The sequence below is a fragment of the Paenibacillus sp. JZ16 genome (assembly GCF_015326965.1).
Lineage (GTDB): Bacteria > Bacillota > Bacilli > Paenibacillales > Paenibacillaceae > Paenibacillus_AQ.
On record NZ_CP017659.1, the window covers coordinates 1,954,833 to 1,974,259 of the forward strand.

Annotated in this window: 20 protein-coding genes; 5 read left to right on the top strand and 15 right to left on the bottom strand. The window is 51.8% G+C overall.

Going from position 1 to position 19,427, the window contains the following annotated elements:
* Positions 1-4: 4 nt before the first annotated feature.
* The 3 genes from BJP58_RS08730 (at position 5) to BJP58_RS08740 (ending at position 1,621) form a co-directional block, all read left to right on the top strand.
* Positions 5-1,015 carry a polysaccharide pyruvyl transferase family protein gene (locus BJP58_RS08730; RefSeq protein ID WP_194543601.1) on the top strand — a complete coding sequence of 337 codons (1,011 nt, stop codon included), beginning with the start codon at positions 5-7 and terminating at the stop codon, positions 1,013-1,015.
* A 64-nt stretch (positions 1,016-1,079) separates the two neighbouring features.
* Positions 1,080-1,355, top strand: a complete 276-nt coding sequence (locus tag BJP58_RS08735) for a hypothetical protein (protein ID WP_233355007.1) — start codon at positions 1,080-1,082, stop codon at positions 1,353-1,355.
* Positions 1,356-1,417: 62 nt separating this feature from the next.
* The gene (locus tag BJP58_RS08740; protein WP_071220047.1) at positions 1,418-1,621 is read left to right on the top strand and encodes a hypothetical protein; all 204 of its coding nucleotides are present in this window, start codon (positions 1,418-1,420) and stop codon (positions 1,619-1,621) included.
* Between the two features lie 92 nt (positions 1,622-1,713).
* Here the strand turns inward: BJP58_RS08740 and ftsY are convergent, their stop codons facing one another.
* The 12 genes from ftsY to BJP58_RS08800 all read right to left on the bottom strand — a co-directional run bounded on the left by ftsY (position 1,714) and on the right by BJP58_RS08800 (position 14,248).
* Positions 1,714-2,715, bottom strand: coding sequence for a signal recognition particle-docking protein FtsY (ftsY, locus tag BJP58_RS08745; RefSeq protein ID WP_071220046.1), 1,002 nt, complete (start codon positions 2,713-2,715; stop codon positions 1,714-1,716).
* Positions 2,716-2,742: 27 nt separating this feature from the next.
* A complete protein-coding gene (gene smc / locus BJP58_RS08750; protein WP_194543602.1) occupies positions 2,743-6,312 on the bottom strand; it encodes a chromosome segregation protein SMC in 3,570 nt (1,189 codons plus the stop codon).
* A gap of 206 nt (positions 6,313-6,518) precedes the next feature.
* A complete protein-coding gene (gene rnc / locus BJP58_RS08755; protein WP_071220044.1) occupies positions 6,519-7,217 on the bottom strand; it encodes a ribonuclease III in 699 nt (232 codons plus the stop codon).
* Between the two features lie 12 nt (positions 7,218-7,229).
* The gene (gene fabF, locus BJP58_RS08760; protein WP_194543603.1) at positions 7,230-8,468 is read right to left on the bottom strand and encodes a beta-ketoacyl-ACP synthase II; all 1,239 of its coding nucleotides are present in this window, start codon (positions 8,466-8,468) and stop codon (positions 7,230-7,232) included.
* A gap of 163 nt (positions 8,469-8,631) precedes the next feature.
* Positions 8,632-8,865, bottom strand: coding sequence for an acyl carrier protein (acpP, locus tag BJP58_RS08765; RefSeq protein ID WP_006211375.1), 234 nt, complete (start codon positions 8,863-8,865; stop codon positions 8,632-8,634).
* A gap of 109 nt (positions 8,866-8,974) precedes the next feature.
* Positions 8,975-9,724, bottom strand: a complete 750-nt coding sequence (gene fabG / locus BJP58_RS08770) for a 3-oxoacyl-[acyl-carrier-protein] reductase (protein WP_071220042.1) — start codon at positions 9,722-9,724, stop codon at positions 8,975-8,977.
* 47 nt (positions 9,725-9,771) lie between these two features.
* A complete protein-coding gene (gene fabD, locus BJP58_RS08775) occupies positions 9,772-10,704 on the bottom strand; it encodes an ACP S-malonyltransferase (RefSeq protein ID WP_194543604.1) in 933 nt (310 codons plus the stop codon).
* 48 nt (positions 10,705-10,752) lie between these two features.
* Complete coding sequence (locus BJP58_RS08780; RefSeq protein ID WP_071220040.1) at positions 10,753-11,742, bottom strand: beta-ketoacyl-ACP synthase III; 990 nt, start codon at positions 11,740-11,742, stop codon at positions 10,753-10,755.
* An 8-nt stretch (positions 11,743-11,750) separates the two neighbouring features.
* Entirely contained in the window at positions 11,751-12,737 is a 987-nt protein-coding gene (gene plsX / locus BJP58_RS08785) for a phosphate acyltransferase PlsX (RefSeq protein WP_071220039.1), read from the bottom strand.
* A 24-nt stretch (positions 12,738-12,761) separates the two neighbouring features.
* Positions 12,762-13,373, bottom strand: coding sequence for a transcription factor FapR (gene fapR / locus BJP58_RS08790; protein WP_179090709.1), 612 nt, complete (start codon positions 13,371-13,373; stop codon positions 12,762-12,764).
* A 140-nt stretch (positions 13,374-13,513) separates the two neighbouring features.
* Positions 13,514-13,687: a 50S ribosomal protein L32 gene (gene rpmF, locus BJP58_RS08795; RefSeq protein WP_006211382.1), complete on the bottom strand. Its 174-nt coding sequence runs from the start codon at positions 13,685-13,687 to the stop codon at positions 13,514-13,516.
* Positions 13,688-13,738: 51 nt separating this feature from the next.
* On the bottom strand, positions 13,739-14,248 hold the full coding sequence (locus BJP58_RS08800) for a YceD family protein (protein ID WP_194543605.1): 510 nt from the start codon (positions 14,246-14,248) through the stop codon (positions 13,739-13,741).
* A 198-nt stretch (positions 14,249-14,446) separates the two neighbouring features.
* On the opposite strand from BJP58_RS08800, the gene BJP58_RS08805 reads away from it, so the two are divergent.
* A complete protein-coding gene (locus tag BJP58_RS08805; RefSeq protein WP_194543606.1) occupies positions 14,447-15,682 on the top strand; it encodes a nucleotidyltransferase in 1,236 nt (411 codons plus the stop codon).
* Here the strand turns inward: BJP58_RS08805 and BJP58_RS08810 are convergent.
* Positions 15,672-16,712 carry a SepM family pheromone-processing serine protease gene (locus BJP58_RS08810; protein ID WP_194543607.1) on the bottom strand — a complete coding sequence of 347 codons (1,041 nt, stop codon included), beginning with the start codon at positions 16,710-16,712 and terminating at the stop codon, positions 15,672-15,674. The genes BJP58_RS08805 and BJP58_RS08810 overlap by 11 nt on opposite strands.
* 113 nt (positions 16,713-16,825) lie before the next feature.
* Between BJP58_RS08810 and BJP58_RS08815 the strand changes: the two genes are divergently transcribed.
* On the top strand, positions 16,826-18,058 hold the full coding sequence (locus tag BJP58_RS08815) for a nucleoside recognition domain-containing protein (protein WP_194543608.1): 1,233 nt from the start codon (positions 16,826-16,828) through the stop codon (positions 18,056-18,058).
* Here the strand turns inward: BJP58_RS08815 and coaD are convergent.
* Positions 18,036-18,551: a pantetheine-phosphate adenylyltransferase gene (gene coaD / locus BJP58_RS08820; protein ID WP_071220034.1), complete on the bottom strand. Its 516-nt coding sequence runs from the start codon at positions 18,549-18,551 to the stop codon at positions 18,036-18,038. The genes BJP58_RS08815 and coaD overlap by 23 nt on opposite strands.
* Positions 18,541-19,146, bottom strand: a complete 606-nt coding sequence (gene rsmD, locus BJP58_RS08825) for a 16S rRNA (guanine(966)-N(2))-methyltransferase RsmD (protein WP_194544876.1) — start codon at positions 19,144-19,146, stop codon at positions 18,541-18,543. The genes coaD and rsmD overlap by 11 nt, the downstream gene beginning before the upstream one ends.
* Positions 19,147-19,427 lie beyond the last annotated feature (281 nt).

Genomic DNA, 19,427 nt, shown 5'->3' on the forward strand with positions numbered 1-19,427 from the left:
GTAAATGCATATTGCCGCTTCCGGGTACTATGGAATGGGAAACTTCGGTGATGATTTATTTCTTCACACCCTTCGCCAGGTATTCCACGATCATCACGTCTATCCATGGAACTCCCGATTGGATCCCCGCCAGACGGATGCCTTCATCATCGGTGGTGGCGATTTAATTACACCCTACTCATTCAATTCGTATTACTTCCCTCCGCAGCTCAAAGGACAGCCTACCTGGGTCTACGGTGTCGGCATCGTGGACGCCTACCCGGAACACACCTGGCCTGAGGAGCAGGTATCCGCCTACCGGGAGATGATCTCCAAGGCAAACCGCGCAGTGTTCAGGGATGAGCGATCGTCGGCCATCGCCAGGCGGGCAGGCTTCCACCGAAATGTTGAAACCGCCCCTGATATGGTATTCGGCTACCGTCAACCCGATATCCCGGTGAAACGATTCTCTAAGCGCCCCACCGTTGGCGTTGTTGTGTTTTCCTATGAATCGTTCCCGATGGAGAACATGACCAAACTGCTGGGGCATCTTATCGCCAAAGGTTATCATGCCGTCCTTATTCCTGTTATTCATCATCCGGGCAACGCGTACTCCGATTACAACACATGTCTGCAATTGCAGCAGAAGGTAAGGGAGCTAACCCCCGGCGCTTCCATTGAAACACTGCCGTTTCTCATGGATATCGAGCTCACCTACAGCTTCATACAATCCGTGGACTATCTGATATCATTCAAGCTTCACCCGACGCTAGCCGCTTTACGCGGCGGCAAGCCTGTGCTGGCGCTTAGCACCATGAGCAAAGTGCATAGCCTGCTGAGCTCTTTTCGTCTCGGTCAGTACTTTACGGATTATCGTCAGCCGCTTGATGTGCTGGTCGATAAAACCGAAACCTTCCTTAAATACGGCCCTGGTCATGTGCAGCGAGTTATGCCCATGATCCGCGCAGCGGAGGAAGAAAGCACCGCTTCACTTCTGGATTTAAAGAACCATATCGAGGAGCACAACCGTTGGTAATACAGAAAGGAGAATGACTATGTGTTGCTTCCTGTTCTGCAGAAGACTTGCCGGCAGAGTCAAAATGTTAACACGGCAGGTCGAACTTCTAAGCCAGGAAACCAGTCAACTAACCGAACGGGTAGAGTCACTGGAGAGTCAGGTTCTCACGGGTTTAACGATTAATCCGGAGCTGATTCAATTTTTCGAAGTCCGTACCGGCCAACAAGTACGGGTCAGCACAACGTTTGTTACGCTGGAAGGAGTCGTTCTGGCTACTGCTGAAGATGGTGTTCAGCTCCGTGAAGCATCGGGTGACCTTGTGCTGATTCCATTTGCCAATATTACTTCCGTTCAGTAATACCTTCAGATGATACGGAATGTCAGCTTCAAACTTTCATTACGGCAAGGAGGTTAACCGATATGCGCTACGTGGATTGGCTGCAAGGATTTATCGGCTCGGAAACCGAAGTAACGGTGTCGGGAGATGTGATCATCGGCACGCTGACCGAAGTGGGCGAGGGAACCATCACCTTAAAAGTACCACCCATCATCTATGGTCCTCCTACAGATACTGCCATCATCCCGCTTCGTTCGATTGAGTTCGTTCGAATCGTCTCTTCATAAAAATGCATGTGCCCGTAGATTGAACCGAACATGGAAAAGGACCGAAAGTTATACTTTCGGTCCTTTTGTATACATAGCGACTAGACAAGTGCCTAGCCTTGTTGTTCTGCGGCATTCTCTTCTTCTTTAATCAAACCCGCAAAGAGGGCATGAACGAACTGCTCCGAGTCAAAGGTCTGGAGATCGCCCATTTTCTCTCCCAAGCCTACCAGCTTCACCGGAAGATTCAACTCCTGCCGAATCGCGATAACGATGCCACCCTTAGCCGTACCATCCAGCTTGGTTAATACGAGGCCGGTCACACCGCTCTTCTCTCCGAACAGCTTCGCCTGGCTTAGCGCATTCTGTCCTGTCGTCGCATCAAGGACCATCAGCACCTCATGCGGAGCGCTCGGGATTTCGCGTTGAATAACGCGGAAGATTTTATTCAACTCTTCCATCAGATTCGTTTTGTTCTGAAGACGTCCCGCCGTGTCGCAGAGCAGAACATCCGCTTGCCGCTGCTTGGCTGCTTGAACCGCATCGAACATAACAGCTGCCGGGTCTGAGCCGGGCTGCTGTTTAATGACTTCAACGCCAACCCGTTCTCCCCATACCTCCAGCTGTTCAATCGCACCTGCACGGAATGTGTCGCCAGCGGCGAGCAAAACCTTCTTGCCCTCCTGCTTGTAACGATGTGCCAGCTTACCAATCGTGGTGGTTTTGCCGACTCCGTTAACGCCTACAAACAGAATGACCGTAATTCCATCCGGATTCTCTCTCAGCTCATTGCTGCTGTCATCACGAAGGAGTCCCATCAGCTTCTCGGACAAGACCGGCTGCAGATCGGCAGCGTCCTCGATCCGCCGTTTCTTCACTTCGGCACGAAGATCGTCCATCAGATCCATCACCGTATTGACGCCGACGTCAGCGCCAATCAGAATCTCTTCCAACTCCTCGTAAAATTCTTCATCGATCTTTTTCCGGCGAATGACCAGGTCCGACACTTTCTCGATAAATCCCTTCCGCGTTTTCTCGAGTCCGTCCCGGAACTGTTTTGTTACGTTTTCCGTTTTGCTGGAAATGCTCTCTTTTAACTTCTTAAAAAAGCTCATACGTACCCTCCATGTCGTTATGTTAAATTAGGCAATCTCCGCTTCCTCATTCTCAAGCTTGACGGACACCAGCTTCGACACGCCGCCTTCTTCCATCGTGACGCCGTACAGCACGTCAGCCTCTTCCATCGTTCCTTTGCGGTGGGTGACCACGATAAACTGCGTTTGCTCAGAGAACTCCCGCAGATACTGGGCAAACCGCACCACATTCGCTTCATCAAGCGCAGCTTCGACCTCATCCAGTACGCAGAACGGAACCGGCTTCACCTGCAAAATGGCAAACAACAGCGCCATAGCGGTTAATGCACGCTCACCACCGGAGAGAAGCTGCAGATTTTGCAGCTTCTTGCCAGGAGGCTGCGCAACGATATCGATCCCCGTCTCAAGCAATCGGTCCGGATCGATCAGGACCAGGTCGGCACGTCCACCTCCGAACAACTTCGTAAATACCGTGCCGAACTCGCGCCGGATCGCATCAAACGTCAGCTTGAAACGCTTGGACATTTCATCGTCCATTTCCTTAATGACCTGGTACAGGGTTGTCTTCGCTTCAACCAGATCCGCCTTTTGCTCACTTAAGAACAGGTATCTCTCATTAACGCGCTGATACTCTTCGATGGCCCCAAGATTGACATCTCCCAGGGAAGTTATCGACCTCTTCAAGTCACGCACTTCGTTCTGAGCGGCAGTGATGTCTTCCGGAATCGGATACCGCTGCTTGGCAAGCTCATAACTCAGCTCGTAGTCCTCGCTTAATTTCTTCAATATATTCTCAAGCTCAACGTCGAGCCGGTTTACCCCAATCTCGGTCTGGCGAAGCTGATCATCCACGGCCCGCAGCTGCGTGCGCTGTTCCTTGGTTTCGCTCTCTTCCAGCTCCAGCTTCCGGCTAAGCGCGGTGCGTGCAGCCCGCTTGAATTCCAGCTGCTGCGTAGCCTCTTCCTTCTTCAGCTTGTACTGGTTCAGATCCTCGATCTGCTTTACGCTTTCGCTTTCGTTCTGATTCAGGTCGGCTTGAACGGAGGCCAGCATCGTACGGTTTTGTTTCTGCTCCTTCTCGTGGTTGTCGACATCCGACTGAAGGCGCTTGAGCTGCTCCTCCAGCGAGAAGGTTTCCTGATCCAGCTTTCCTTCGCGAACCTTAAGGTTTGTCAGCTGACTCTGAAGCTCTTCCTTCGCCGACTCATTAGCTTTACGGGCAAATTCTGCAGCTTGGATCGCCAGATGGGTTGATTTCTCTTCCTCCTCCAGCTCAGACAACAGCTTCTGCGCGCGTTCACGGCTTGCCTGAATCTCTTTGGCTTCCTTCTCTTGACTGCTCTTCTCCTCGCCTGCCAGCTCGGCTTGTTCGAGGACGTGGCGCAACTCATGCTCAAGCTGCTTGCGGTCCCCTGCAGCCTGCTGTTCCTCGATTCGCTTGTCGTCTCCGGCTTTACGAAGCTCGTCCAGCTTATCCTGAGATTCGATCATTTGATTCCGGACGCCTTCAATGCCCTGCTGCAGCTTCTCCAGCTGCTTCTCGGTCTCCGTGATTTCCTGATCCAGCTGCTCCAACTGACGCTTGCGTCCCAGCAGGCTGTTCGTTTTCTTGTGCTGACTGCCGCCTGTCATGGATCCGCCTGCATTGACCACGTCGCCCTCGAGTGTGACGACACGGAAGCGATAGGAGAATCTTGCAGCAATTTTGTTCGCTTGCTCCAAGGTCTCGGCGATCACGACATTGCCCAGAAGGCTGCCGACGATGTTGCTGTATCTTGAATCATACTTCACCAGCTCGGAGCCAAAGCCTACAAACCCGGCTTCTCCTTCTGCCAAGTGCCGATCCGAAGCGGATACGTTCCGTGGACGAATGACGTCCAAAGGCAGGAAGGTTGCCCGTCCTAACTGGCGCTGCTTCAGGAAGGCAATCGCCTGCCTGGATACGGATTCGTTCTCCATGACGATATGCTGAACCGATGCGCCAAGGGCTGTCTCCATCGCAAGCTCCAACTTTTCCGGTACACGAATCAGTTCGGCCACCGCACCATGGACCCCGTGGAGCACGGATTTGCGGGAAGCCTTCAGTACTTCCTTAACCCCCAGCATAAATCCGTCAAAATCGTCCTGAAGCTCTTTCATGGTATCGCGGCGGGAAATCTGCGCCTCCCGCTTCTGCTCCCATTTCCGAAGCGCTCCCTGCGTCTCTTCCTGCAATTTCTGCAGGGATTGATATCGCTCACTCTCGCTGATATAACCGCTGCGGAGTTCTGCAATCTCTTTACCGAAGCGTTCAATACTTCGATCGATGCTATCTTTGCGGCGGAGCAGATCCTCTTTCAGGGCTTCCCATTTACCCGACTCCTCTTGCGCCCGATTCATCCGCCGATCCAGCGCTTCCTGCTGCTGGTCGGCGTAACGGATTTCATTCCGGGCTTGAGCCATTTGGTTCATAAGCTCCAGTAAATTCCCCTTCAAGCTCTCTTCCTGCTGTTGGCTGATTCCGCCGGTTACGCCCACCAGCTTCGCTTCTTCCGCTGACAGCTGGTCCCGCACTTGGGTTAATTCCTGCTGTAGCTCCTGCAGCTTGCTCTTCATGCTCGCAAGCTCGCCTACGCGCGCTCCTAGACGTTGATCGCCTGACTGCAAACTTTCTTCCAGCTGCTCGCGCGTACGTTCCAGGTTGCGGCGGCGTTCCTTGAGCACCTCGCCATAGCCTTCGCTCTTCTCGAACAGCTCACTGAATTGAAGCAGCTGGCTCTGCAGATCCTCAACTTCCTGCTCCAGCTGGCGCAGCGCTGATCTGTCACTTTCCAGCTTGGCATCGTGCGCGGATACAACGGTGGACAGCGCGAGCTGTTCTTCCTTCAGCTGTTCAAGCTTGGCATTGGCCTCGCTCCATGAGGTATGTATCTGTTCGATCTGATACACATACAGCGAGATTTCCTTGTGCTTCAGCTTCTCCCGAAGCTCCTTGTAGCGAATGGCCTTCTCGGACTGCTCTTTGAGTGGTCCGATCTGATCCTCAAGCTCCGTGACCAAGTCGTGGATGCGAAGCAGATTTTGCTCTGTTTCATCCAGCTTGCGTACAGACTCTTTTTTACGGGATTTATATTTAACGATCCCGGATGCTTCCTCAAAAATCCCCCGGCGATCTTCTGAACGTGTACTCAATATTTCCTCGATCCGGCCTTGTCCAATGATGGAATAGGCTTCTTTACCAATTCCGGTGTCCATGAACAGCTCCGTAATATCCTTGAGTCGGCATGATTGCCTATTAATGAAATACTCGCTGTCCCCGCTGCGGTGCACCCTCCTAGTTACGGTTACCTCATTAAAATCCAGCGGTAGTACATGATCCTCATTATCCAGAGTAAGGGAGACCTCTCCATAATTAACCGCTTTACGCGCATCGCTTCCGGCAAAGATAATGTCCTCCATCTTGCCGCCGCGAAGCGATTTGGCGCTCTGCTCGCCAAGCACCCAGCGGATCCCATCGGAAATGTTGCTCTTTCCGCTGCCATTCGGACCTACAACGGCTGTAATTCCCCGGACAAATTCCATCTCCGTCTTGTCGGCAAACGATTTAAATCCTGCTAACTCGATCCGTTTCAAAAACATATTCGAACTATCACCTCTCCTGCTATTGTAACATAAGTAGAATCGGCTTCACCGCCGTCTTTGGACGAGGTCCATCAACGTTATAAGCAGCTGTCCCTTGATCAAAAGACAGACAACGAAAAGAGCAAAAAACAGTCATCCTATCCGGGTCCGGTTATCCGCTTGACTGCTCTTTGCTCTTTGTTTGTCATCACATCAGCGAAGCTTTAGGCATCCGCACGTTTCAGCTGCTTTAAGGCTACTGCCGCTGCCTGCTGCTCGGCTTCTTTCTTGGATCTGCCGCTTCCGCGTCCAAGACATTCGCTTCCCATGTATACCTCCGAGACAAACTCCCGCTCATGTGCCGGTCCTCGCTCTTCTACGATACGATATTCCAGTGCGCCCATGCCGTGATGCTGGGTCAGTTCCTGAAGCTCAGTCTTATAATCGCTCATCTGCGGACGACCGTTGACGGTCACCGTGGGAAAGACATGGTCGCTTAAAAACCGGCGAACCGCTTCCAATCCCTGATCCAGATAAAGCGCCCCCACAAATGACTCAAATACGTCTGCCAGAAGAGCCGGGCGGGTTCGACCGCCCGTCATTTCCTCTCCTTTGCCTAGCAGAACGTAACGACCAAAGTCCAGACCTACAGCGAATTGCACCAGGGAGGGCTCACATACGATAGCGGCCCGCAGCTTGGTTAACTCGCCTTCCGGACGGTCCGGAAAAAGGTTGTATAAGAATTCGCTCACCGTCAGCTCCAGAACAGCATCCCCTAGAAATTCAAGACGCTCGTTGTCCTGGCTCTGACTGAAGCGATGTTCGTTTACATAAGATGCGTGGGTAAAGGCCTGCTTCAGCAGCATTGCATTGCGAAACTGGATTTGAAGTTTATGCTGTAACTGCTTCAGATCTCCACTCAACACACTGTCCCCTTACTCGGCGTATTTTTTCAGGATAATCGTGGCATTATGCCCGCCAAATCCGAACGAATTGGACATGACGATATCCAAATCGGCTTTACGCGGGTGATTCGGTACGTAGTCAAGATCGCACTCCGGATCTTGATCCTCCAGGTTAATCGTTGGTGCAATGGTTTGGTTCTTCAAGCTCAGTCCGCAGATAACCGCTTCAACGCCGCCGGCAGCGCCTAGCAAATGCCCCGTCATCGACTTGGTTGAACTAACGGCTACTTTATAGGCATGGTCACCGAGAGCCATCTTAACGGCCTTGGTTTCCGAGCGGTCTCCCACCGGCGTTGAAGTCCCGTGAGCATTAATATAATCCACATCCTCCGGCGCAATGCCTGCGTCACGGATCGCCATCTTCATGCAGCGAGCTGCTCCATCCGGATCCGGCTCGGTAATATGATGGGCATCGGCACTAAGGCCATAGCCAACCACCTCGGCATAAATTTTGGCACCGCGTTTCAACGCATGCTCCAGGGATTCGATCACAAGCACGCCCGCGCCTTCACCCATAACAAAACCGTCGCGGCCGGTATCGAATGGCCGGCTGGCTTTTTCCGGCTCGTCATTGCGGGTTGACATTGCACGCATAGCGCAGAAACCAGCCATCCCTGTTGGACGAATGGTTGCCTCCGCCCCGCCGCAGATCATGACATCGGCATCACCGCGCTGTATCAGACGGTATGAATCGCCGATCGAATGCGTTCCGGTAGCACAAGCCGTAACCTGTGTAGTGTTCGGACCCTTGGCTCCCAGATTGATCGACATCTGGCCTGAGGCCATGTTAGCGATCATCATTGGAATAAAGAAGGGACTTACACGTTTCGGGCCTTTTTCGAGCAAGATATTATGCTGATCTTCCCAAGTTCCCAAACCGCCGATACCCGATCCGATCGAAACGCCAACCCGTTCTGCATCGGCATTCACGCCAATTTCAAGGCCACTGTCCTCCAGCGCCTTCGCACCGGCTGCAACCGCAAGCTGTACAAAACGGTCCATCTTGCGGGCTTCTTTGCGATCCATGTAATCCTCCGGATTAAAATCCTTCATGGATGCTGCAATCTGTGTTGTGTAATCACTCACATCAAATGCTTCGATGCGGGATACGCCGGACTTGCCTTCCATCAAACTGTTCCAGAATGTATCCAGGTCTTGACCAATCGAGGTCATGACGCCCATTCCTGTTACAACGACTCTATGTTTCAAACAGTTTCACCTCTATATGGACTGCCCGTCCATCTATGAAGCCGCACATGCAGACTCATGATAACGAAGGCAGTAATAATCTATCACTTGTTTTGCTAAAAAAGCTTCGATTGAATGTGGAGAAGTCCCGTCTTGCTAAAGAACGGGACTTAACTGTAATGACTTAGGTATGAGATTGTATGTAGTTTACAACTTCACCTACGGTCGTAATTTTCTCCGCATCTTCATCAGAGATCTCCATATCAAACTCATCTTCCAACTCCATCACCAATTCAACTACATCGAGAGAATCAGCTCCAAGGTCGTCTTTGAAAGATGCTTCTAATGTTACGTCGGCTTCGTCAACACCCAGGCGGTCGATAACGATGCGTTTCACGCGTTCCAATACATCGGACATCCGGCTCACCTCCTCTTGGTAATTATACGAGATATGACTTCAAATTGCCATAGAAGGCATTTGAAAACGATTTAATGCCCAGCGGCCAGCGCCGGAACATTGGCGGCGCCTACATATACATGCCGCCATCCACATGCAGCACTTGTCCAGTCATATAGGATGCACTGGAAGATGCTAGAAAAGCAACCACGCCGGCAATCTCCTCCGGCTGCCCCAGACGGGCGAGCGGAATTCCGCCAAGCAGGCCTTCCCGCATGTCCTCAGGAAGTTCCCGGGTCATATCGGTATCGATAAAACCAGGTGCCACGGCGTTCACCGTAATTCCACGGGAAGCGAGCTCCCGAGCGGCTGATTTGGTCAGACCGATGACTCCGGCTTTGGCCGCAACATAGTTGGCCTGCCCCGGATTGCCAAGCGCTCCGACAACGGAGGATATATTGATAATGCGCCCATAACGTTGTTTCATCATAGGACGCGTCACCGCCTTAAGGCAATTGAATACCCCTTTCAGATTCGTTTCGATTACCTGATCGAACTCCTCTTCCTTCATCCGCATGATTAGATTGTCTCTAGTGATCCCTGCATTATTCACCAGGATATCAATTCGACCAAAAGTCTCCAACACCTGCTTTACCATGGCATCGGCTTCTTCGGTCCGTCCAACGTTGGATTTAACCGCGATGGCCGATACGCCTTTTGCGCGAATCGCTTCCACAACCTCGGCTGCAGCTGCTTCGCTGCCTGCATAATTGACAGCAACGTTAGCGCCCAGATCGGCTAGTCCGAGAGCAATGCTCCGGCCAATGCCGCGGGAAGCACCCGTAACAAGCGCAGTCTGTCCTTTTAGAGCTTCACTCATACCTATTCCTCCTTTCCGAAAGTGATCTGGTTTTTATCCATCGTTATTTATACGACCGTCTCCAAACTGCTGACGCTGTCCAGACTATTTACATTAATGACTTTGACGGATTTGTCAATCTTCTTGATCAAACCGCTGAGAACACTGCCGGGACCAATCTCGACGAAGGTGTCCACTCCTTGAGCGATCATCCATTCCACGCTGTCATGCCATAGCACGGGGGAGTAAACCTGCTCCACCAGCAGACCGCGGATGGCAGCGGCATCTTCCACCGGACGCGCCGTCACATTGGCAACTACCGGAACGGATGGGGTATTAAACGCAGCCTGCTCCAGTTTATCAGCCAGTCGGTTAGCCGCCTCCTTCATCAAGGTCGAATGGAAGGGTCCGCTTACCTCCAGAGGGATAGCCCGCTTGCCGCCTGCTTCCTTGACTCTTTCTGCGGCAGCTGCGACGCCCTGTGCGGAACCCGAGATGACGATTTGTCCCGGACAGTTCATGTTCGCAAGTTCTACAACATGTCCCTCTGCCGTAATGCTCTTGCACAGCTCGGACAAAGCCTCACGGTCTGCGCCAAGCACGGCTGCCATGGCGCCTTGACCTCCGGGTACGGCTGCCTCCATGTATTCTCCGCGGGCTCTAACGATCGATACCGCTTCTTCGAAAGAGAGCACGCCTGCACATACAAGTGCGCTGTATTCGCCAAGGGAATGTCCCGCAACGTAATCCGGTTCGACCCCCTTGCCGCGAATGGCTTCCAGATAAGCCATGCTGGTTGCGAGGAGAGCTGGCTGCGTATTTACCGTTTGTTTCAAATCTTCATCAGGACCATTAAAAATAATGGAGCTGAGCGGAAATCCAAGCTGTTCATCCGCGGTAAGAAACAAATCCCTTGCGGCAGGAACCGCATCATAGGCATCCTTTCCCATTCCGACGGACTGAGCGCCCTGACCTGGAAATATAAATGCTGTTTTACCCAAAATCGTTAGCTCCCTTCTTTTATTTCACTAGGTCTAAATCCTATTCTGTTACCAGATGAGTACGGAGGAACCCCATGTTAATCCTCCGCCAAAACCAACCATCAACACCTTGTCTCCTTCTTTCAGGCGACCGGATTCCTGTGCTTCGACAAGAGCCAGCGGCACGGAAGCGGCTGAGGTATTGGCGTATTTATCAACATTGATTACGACCTTCTCTTCCGGAAGCTCCAAGCGCTCCATGGCAGACTTAATGATCCGGATGTTGGCTTGATGAGGAATGAATAAGTCGATATCCTTTTTGTCGATGCCTGCTTTGGACAATACGGCTTCCGTGGCAGATCCCATCACCCGTACCGCAAATTTGAACACTTCGCGGCCGTTCATATAAATAAAGTGTTTATTCGTATTAATCGTTTCGGCGGAAGCCGGCAATCTCGAACCGCCTGCCTCAATGTACAGATGTGCTCCGCCCGCACCTTCAGCACCCAGATCAAAGGCCTGGAACCCGCGGCCTTCCGGCACTTCACCGACAATCGCCGCGCCGGCACCGTCGCCGAACAGGACGCAGGTATTGCGGTCGGTGTAGTCCGTAATGCGGGACAGGCAGTCTACCCCGATCACCAATGCGTTGTTGTACATGCCCGTCTTCACGAAATTTGTAGCTGTTGCCAGACCGTATACAAATCCCGAGCAAGCCGCCGACAGGTCAAATGCTGCCGCTTTTTTGGCACCAAGCCGATCCTGGAGCAAACATGCGGTGGAGGGAAAGAACATATCCGGCGTAATCGTCGCCACAATAATCAATTCCAGATCCTCGGCGTTCATTCCGGCGGATTTCAACGCGTTCACAGCAGCATGATAAGCTAAATCCGACGTCGCTTCGTTCGGAGCGGCAATATGTCGTTCCCGGATTCCCGTCATCGAGACAATCCATTCATCGCTTGTATCTACCATTTTCTCCAAATCATGATTTGACAATATTTTCTCAGGTACGTATTTGCCTGTGCCAATAATACCGACCGGACGCAAATTGTTCATTTCCTCACTCACTTCCCGCTGATTTCATTCGAAATACTTTCTACCAATCGGTTCTGCAGCGCCGTCCGCGCTTGGCGAACCCCATTCTTGATGGCGTTCGCATCCGACGAACCATGGCTCTTAACGACCAGACCGCTCAGACCAAGCAAAGGTGCTCCGCCATGCTCCTTATAATCGAGCGTTGATTTCAGGCTGCGAAGCTCCGGCATCATCAAGGCGGCGGCCATCTTGGTCTTAAGCGACTTGCTGAACTGCTCCTTCAACAGCGAAAAGAGCGCACCAGCCGTTCCTTCAATCGATTTCAACAAAATATTGCCCGAGAACCCGTCACATACGAGCACATCGCAAACCCCGTTCATGACATCGCGGGACTCGACGTTTCCAACAAAATGGATAGGCAGCTCCTCCAGTAACGGATAAGCATGCTTCGTCAATTCATTTCCCTTGCCCGGCTCGGTACCGACATTTAACAGCCCGACCCGCGGTTTGGTGATTCCGTGCACCTTCTCGCGATACAGGCTGCCCATTAGTGCGTACTGCTGCAGATGCTCAGGCTTCGAATCCATGTTCGCTCCGAGATCCAAGGCGAGCATCCCCTTGCCGTCGAGCGTAGGAATCATAGGCGCAAGCGCAGGACGCTCAATCCCCTTCATCCTGCCAACGACCAGCAACCCGGTCGTCATGAGGGCTCCTGTATTGCCAGCCGAGATCATGGCATCGGCTTCACCTTCGCGAATCATCCGTCCCGCCACAACCATCGAAGCATCCTTCTTCCGGCGGACCGCCTTAACCGGCTCATCCTCCGCTTCAATGACTTCACTTGCATGAACCACCTTCAGATTGGACGGCTTGTCCTTCAGCAGCGCTCCAATCTGCGCTTCATCCCCAACGAGAATGATCTCGGTATCGCTCCATTCCCGTGCGGCAATGAGAGCGCCCTCGACGTTACTCTGGGGGGCATTGTCGCCGCCCATTGCATCAATCGCAATTCTCATGCCAAACTTCCTCCTTTACTTATGTCATTCTCCTGCAGATCGGTAGATTACGAAATTCCCCTGAAACACCATTTCATCAGCGACATAAGTAAACACTTCCACCTTGGCCTTCCCCTTCTGGCCGGCAATGGACCTAACGTAGGCTTTGGCAATGCATTTCTCGCCGAGACGAACCTGTCTCAAAAACCGTATATCCGCTGAAGACGTCAATGCGATTTCTTCATTGATTACGGCGATGGCAAGTGAATTGGCTTGAGCGAACACATAATGCCCACGGGCAATCCGCGTTTTGCTGAATACATGTTCCTCACGGATTTCAAATATCGATATCCCGCTCTTGTCCAACTGCAAGTCAACGACATCCCCGATTACCTCTTCGAGCGACAAGGAACGAACCTGGTCATAGGAATGCTCCGCCATCTGCTTCATTCGCTCACGAAGCTCCGGGATGCCAAGTTCCATACGGTCAAGGCGTATCGTCTGAATGCTCACTTTAAGCTGGCGAGTCAACTCGCGGTCTGTAACAAAGGGATTCTCGTCGATCAGCTGAATCAGCCGCTGGTGACGGTCTTTCTTGGATAAACGATCGATGACGAAACAACTCCTTCTGCCGCTATGAAAGCCGCCATTCTTCAAACATATATATGTAAATTAGTCGCAAATATTAGAACCTGGTACTAATGTTAAGTATAAATCATGTCACGTCAAAAAGAAAGGGGGGCTTCAGACAAAAAAAATAGCACCTCACCAAAGATGAAGTACTACTTATTTAAAAACTATTGTTTGATGATCTCTCTTGCCTTATACGTTCCGCATACTTTACATACGCGATGAGCAAGCTTCAATTCTCCACATTGCTCGCATTTCACCATGCCTGGCACAGCCAGCTTAAAATGAGTACGACGCTTGTCACGACGTGTTTTGGACGTTCTACGTTGAGGTACTGCCATGTTCCCACCTCCTTATCAGTTCAACCCGCTGAACGGGTGCCATATCCATCATCATTTAAAGAAGTCCTTCAGACCGGCTAGCCTAGGATCGATCACTTCCGTATCGCAGTCGCACGTGCCTTCATTCAGGTCCTTGCCGCAATTCGGGCAGAGCCCCTTGCAGTCGGCTTTACATACCGGAGCTAGCGGCAGGTGGAGCAAAAATGCTTCTTCTACATAGGGAGTGAGATCCACACTCTCACCTTGCACGTATGTAGTGTCATCATTCTCATCCTGAATGGATTCAGGATCTTCCACCGGCTGGAATACTTCATGAAAAGGGATGAGCACATGTTCGCTGATCGGCTTCAGGCAGCGGGAGCAATTCATCTCCAGCTCGCCTTGCAATCGTCCACGAACATCCACCGTACCAGAAACCGATGGGATTGCTGTCAAATCCACGTCTAATGGCTGAACAGCAATGATATCCTTGCGGTCCTTAACGGCATTGCTTACATCCACGGTTTGATGGAACTGTAACGGTTGATCGCTGGTTGTCAATTTACGAAATTGAATTAGCATATCCATCACTCCAAACAAACAAAGATTATTATACCGATTCCCAAAGAGTTTTGTCAACAGGATAACCCTAACAACCTCTTTATTGTTACCCGATATTTCTCTTCATACTACCAGAATTACAACTCTCCCGGGGGATGCGCTTATTGTTGCAGGATCGTCATGTAATTATGTTATATTCTAATCAAGGAGTTGAAACGAATGAAGACGGTTGGCATTGTCGTTGAATATAATCCCTTACATAACGGTCATGTATTGCATTATCGCAAATCCAAAGAAGTCACGGGGGCAGATGCCGTCGTTGCAGTGATGAGCGGTCCGTTTCTCCAGCGCGGCGAGCCTGCCATCGCAAGCAAGCGTGCACGGGCGGAAATGGCCCTTGCCATGGGAGTTGACCTGTGTCTCGAGCTGCCGGTAACCTATGCCGTGCAGCCTGCGGAATGGTTCGCGTACGGTGCGGTTGCCATTCTGGAGGCTACGGGCGTAGTGGATTGCCTTTCCTTCGGATCCGAAAGCGGTACGCTGGAGCAGATTCTGCCGTTGTCCCGTTCGCTCGCCAACGAATCCGGCGAGCTTCGATCCGAAATCGAAAAGCGCCTCCGGGAAGGTATGAACTTCCCATCCGCTTACGGCGCTGCCGCTGCTGCCCTATTCGGTGAGTCCGAACCGGCGATTGCCCACTTGCAAGAGCTGCTCACGCAGCCGAACAATTCCTTGGGCCTGCACTATCTAATCGCTCTAGAGCGCCTGGGAAGCCGCATTACACCCTACACCATACCAAGGGAAAACGCACAGTACCATGATCCCTTGCCGGGAGCGTCGTCCATTGCCAGCGCAACCGCCATCCGCAACATCATACTTTCACAGGGACTGGAAGCCGCCAGACCCTATATGCCGGAATTCACGCACAGCATCATGGAGCGGGAAATCAAGAGCGGACGAGCTCCCGTCCATTGGGAGCAGTTTCGCCAGCCGCTGTTTCAAACCCTGCTCACGCATACGCCCGCGCAGCTTGAAGGCCTTCTCGAAGTGACCGAAGGCTTGGAGCACCGTGTTCAGCGCTCGCTATTTCAGCTGGAGCAGCCGACGGTTGACGCCCTCCTGGAAGCGTTGAAGACCAAGCGCTATACGCGAACCAAGCTTCAGCGCATGCTGCTGCACATCATGCTGAATCATGACAAGTCATCGATGAATCGCGAAGAGCTGGCGAAAGGTCCGGGATATATCCGGGTCCTCGGCTTCAGCGAGACAGGGCGTTCTCTGCTGAAACGTATGAAACACAGCGCCTCACTCCCCGTCATTCACAAGCCGGCCAAGCTGGAGCATCCTCAGCTGGAGAGGGACCTGATGGCAGCCGCCGTTTATGCCAACGGGCAACCTATGCCTGATATGCGCCACTACTACGGCGATTACCTGCTGCCGCCGCTCACCCCTTAGGCGGCAGCTCCTCCAGATACTCCACTGCGTCTTGCAGGTCCTCGACCGGGATCAGCTTCATGTCCGTTTTGATCCGGTCCGCACGCTTCTTGGCTTCATCATAATTTTTTTGCGGCACAAAAAAGATATCCGCTTCCTTCCGATCAGCAGCCACGATCTTGTGCTTCACGCCGCCAATGGGGCCTACGGCGCCTGATTTATCAATAGTACCCGTTCCGGCGACCCGGTAACCTTTGCTCAAATCACCATCGGTGAGCTGGTTATATATTTCAAGAGTAAAGATCAGTCCGGCTGACGGCCCACCGATATTGGTATCCGCAAAATGAATGGTGTGATCGGGATCGGCCGGTTCCACGCTTTGCATCGTGGCAATCATGACGCCTAATCCCGGACGCTCCGCTCCTGTCTTCTCATCCTTAATGCTCACAAGCTGAACCTGTTCCTTAACGGTTTTCCCTTTGCGTTCAAGCTCCACGGATACCACTTCCCCGATGCTTTTCCCGCCTAACAGGCTGGCAATTTTCTCATTATCCTCTGCCGGCTGCCCATCGATCTTGATCAATTTATCGCCAGGCCGGAAATGCTCGGCATTAACAGAATTCTCGGAAATCGACATCACGAATACATAAGCAGGCTCGATGCTGTAGTCAATTCCTGCTTCCTGATAGGCGGCTTCCATTGCAGACGACTGGGAAGAGTTCATGTAATACACTTGTGTGGCTGCATACTCATCCTTGCTCTGATCGCCCATTTTCTCAGCTTTTTTCACAACCTCCGCATTCGGGTTAAACGCAGACATCATCAACAACGCCATATTGGCATAGCTTGCCGACACGGTTGTCATCATAAAAGTGCCCTCTTCCGCCGGATCGCCCTTCTCGACATTGATCATGGGACGAACCTCTTCGGCACTCCCCGGCTGGTATACGAGATAAGGGGTCGGCATATAAACGACAACGTACAGCATGACCCCGACCATTAACAAATACAGCGCAATTTTTAAGCCATTCGGTTTTACAGACTTCTTCATGTGGTTCCCTTCCCTCCGCCTTATATATCCAGCCTTCCACCAAGTTTGGTCTGACGGTTGTCTCCTTTGCATAAAGTTGTACTAGCCATGTTTACGCTGAAAGGAGATTCCTTATGAATAAAGACAACGCCGTCAAGTCATCAAACGGGCTGTGGAACACCATCCTGCTGGGTGCCGCCGCTTTCCTGCTTGTACTGGCTGTCGTCAGCGCGCCCGAACCTGCCTTCCAAGCCACCCTGCAAGCACTTAAGCTATGGTGGAATATCGTATTTCCCGCTTTGCTGCCTTTTCTCGTACTGGTGGAAATACTCATCGCCTATGGCTGGGCCCATGGAGTTGGCGTACTGCTGGACCCTTTGATGAAAAAAATATTCAAACTTCCCGGTGCTGGCGGCTGGGTTCTTATAACAGGAATGACGGCCGGGTTCCCGGCAGGAGCGCAGGCCGCCTCCCGAATATATACACAAGGCGAGCTTCGCGCCATGGATGCCGGAAGGCTCGCCGCTATATCCCATTTCTGTAATCCAATGACCATTCTCGTTGTCATCGGAACCGGCCTCCTTCATAAACCGGAGGCTGGGTATCTGCTGCTGATCGTTCATTGGATTTCCGGACTGCTAGCCGCTTGGATATTCGCACTCTTCCATAAACCGGTTTCATCAGAAGACACACGACGATTTAATTCAACTCTACACACGGTACGGACAAGGGAAAACGCCCAACGCCCCCTTCTTAAAAGGGCAGCGACTGCGGCGCTGGAGGCCCATCAACGGGATGGGCGGAGCTTTGGCAAATTACTGGGCGATTCCGTTACCCGTTCAGTTCAAACTTTAATGATGACAGGCGGCTTTATCTTGTTCTTCGCCGTCCTGACCAGAGTATTGACCGGTCACCTGCTGCCGCAGCTTCCACCCTATCTTGTATCCGGAATATTGGAGGCCCATCTGGCAGCCCAGTCCATCAGCTCCTCGGCATTCCAAGCTGGAATTTTACAGCTGGCCATACTGTCCGCCGCACTTGCGTGGAGCGGAATCAGCGCTCAGCTGCAAAGCCTGTCGCTCATGCGGGAAACCGGTCTCTCTTGGCGTTACTTTATGATGAAGCGAGCCCTGCATTCCATGCTCGCCTTTGCGATTACACTGGCAATGTGGAAGCCGGTCAGCGCCCTTTCAGCAGGCATCGTACCGGCTTTCCGAACAGAACCGCTGGATCACGCCAATACGGATCAGCACTTCAACTTTTGGAGCGGATTGCCTTCATTCTTGCAGGTTCAAGGCGCGATCTGCTTATTATTGATAGCGACATTCTGGCTGTGTTCCCGTCTTATTGACCGTTATCGCCGCTAAATTTACGGCGCATCGCGGCATGGACCTCGGGGCTAACCAGATCCGTGGTGTCTCCATTAAAATGAGCGATTTCCTTAACAAGACTTGAGCTAAGGAACGAATATTTCGGGTGCGTCATCATGAAAATCGTCTCGGCATCCGGATTCAGCTTGTGATTGGTGGATGCCAGCTGAAGTTCATATTCAAAGTCGGTCACCGTGCGGATCCCCCGTACGATGACCTGGGCATTCTTCTGACGGATATAATTCGCCAGAAGGTCACGAAAGCTGTCGATTTCCACATTCGGAAGATGTGCGGTTTCCTGTTTTAAGAGATCCTTGCGCTCTTCAATCGTGAACAGCGGGTTCTTGCTTAAGTTATTCAACACGGCCACAATCAGCAGATCAAACTGCTTGGAAGCGCGTGTAATGATATCCATATGTCCCATGGTGACCGGATCAAAGCTTCCCGGATATACGGCAACTCGGTATGTACTAGTATTCTCATTTGTCATCTTGTAATTCCTCCTCATCAAGCTCTGGCGCTTGATCTTGCGCTGTGTCGTAACGATATATCGATATGGCGGTTTCTCCGTATTTCGCCGTCCGGAAACAACAAAAATCACCAAACTTCTCAGGATAATTGTAACTTGATTCGTATTCCAATACCACCACAGCTGAATCCTGCAGCAAACCTCGCTCTGCCATATCCAGCATCAGCTCGTCACCATTCTTAAACCTGTATGGCGGGTCCAAAAAGACCAGATCGAACTTGTAGCCGCGCTTTTCAAGCGCTTTAAGCGCTCGTCCCGCATCGTTGCGGTACACCTCAGCGCTATCTTCAAGTCTGGCCGCCTTCAAATTATCCTTGATCGTACTGATGCTCTTCGGTTCAACATCAATAAAAACAGCACGATCCATCCCCCTGCTTAAAGCCTCAATGCCAAGGCCTCCCGTGCCTGCGAACAGGTCTAGCAGGGCGCCCCCCTCAAAGTAAGGGCCGATCATACTGAATATGGATTCTTTCACTTTATCCGTCGTCGGACGGGTGCTTGTACCAGGCACACTTTTGAGCGGCCGGCCCTTTGCACTTCCGGATACTACTCTCACTGCTTCATTCACCCGTTTCATTATCTATAAATTAATTGCCAAGACAACGCCATTGACAGTGATTATCGTAACACAATCATCCCATATATGAAAAACGAAACATAATGACTCGCCATTTTTTTTCAAAGCCATGTATATTTCTACCACAGCCGGGCATCCTTGAAATATCGACATCAATGAATGTCGTAGACAACCGCGGAGAAGACTTACGTTTCCCCATAAGCTCTTCGTCCGGTTTCTCCTCTCCCATGAGGGAATCTCTTCGGAGGTTCCCGAACTAA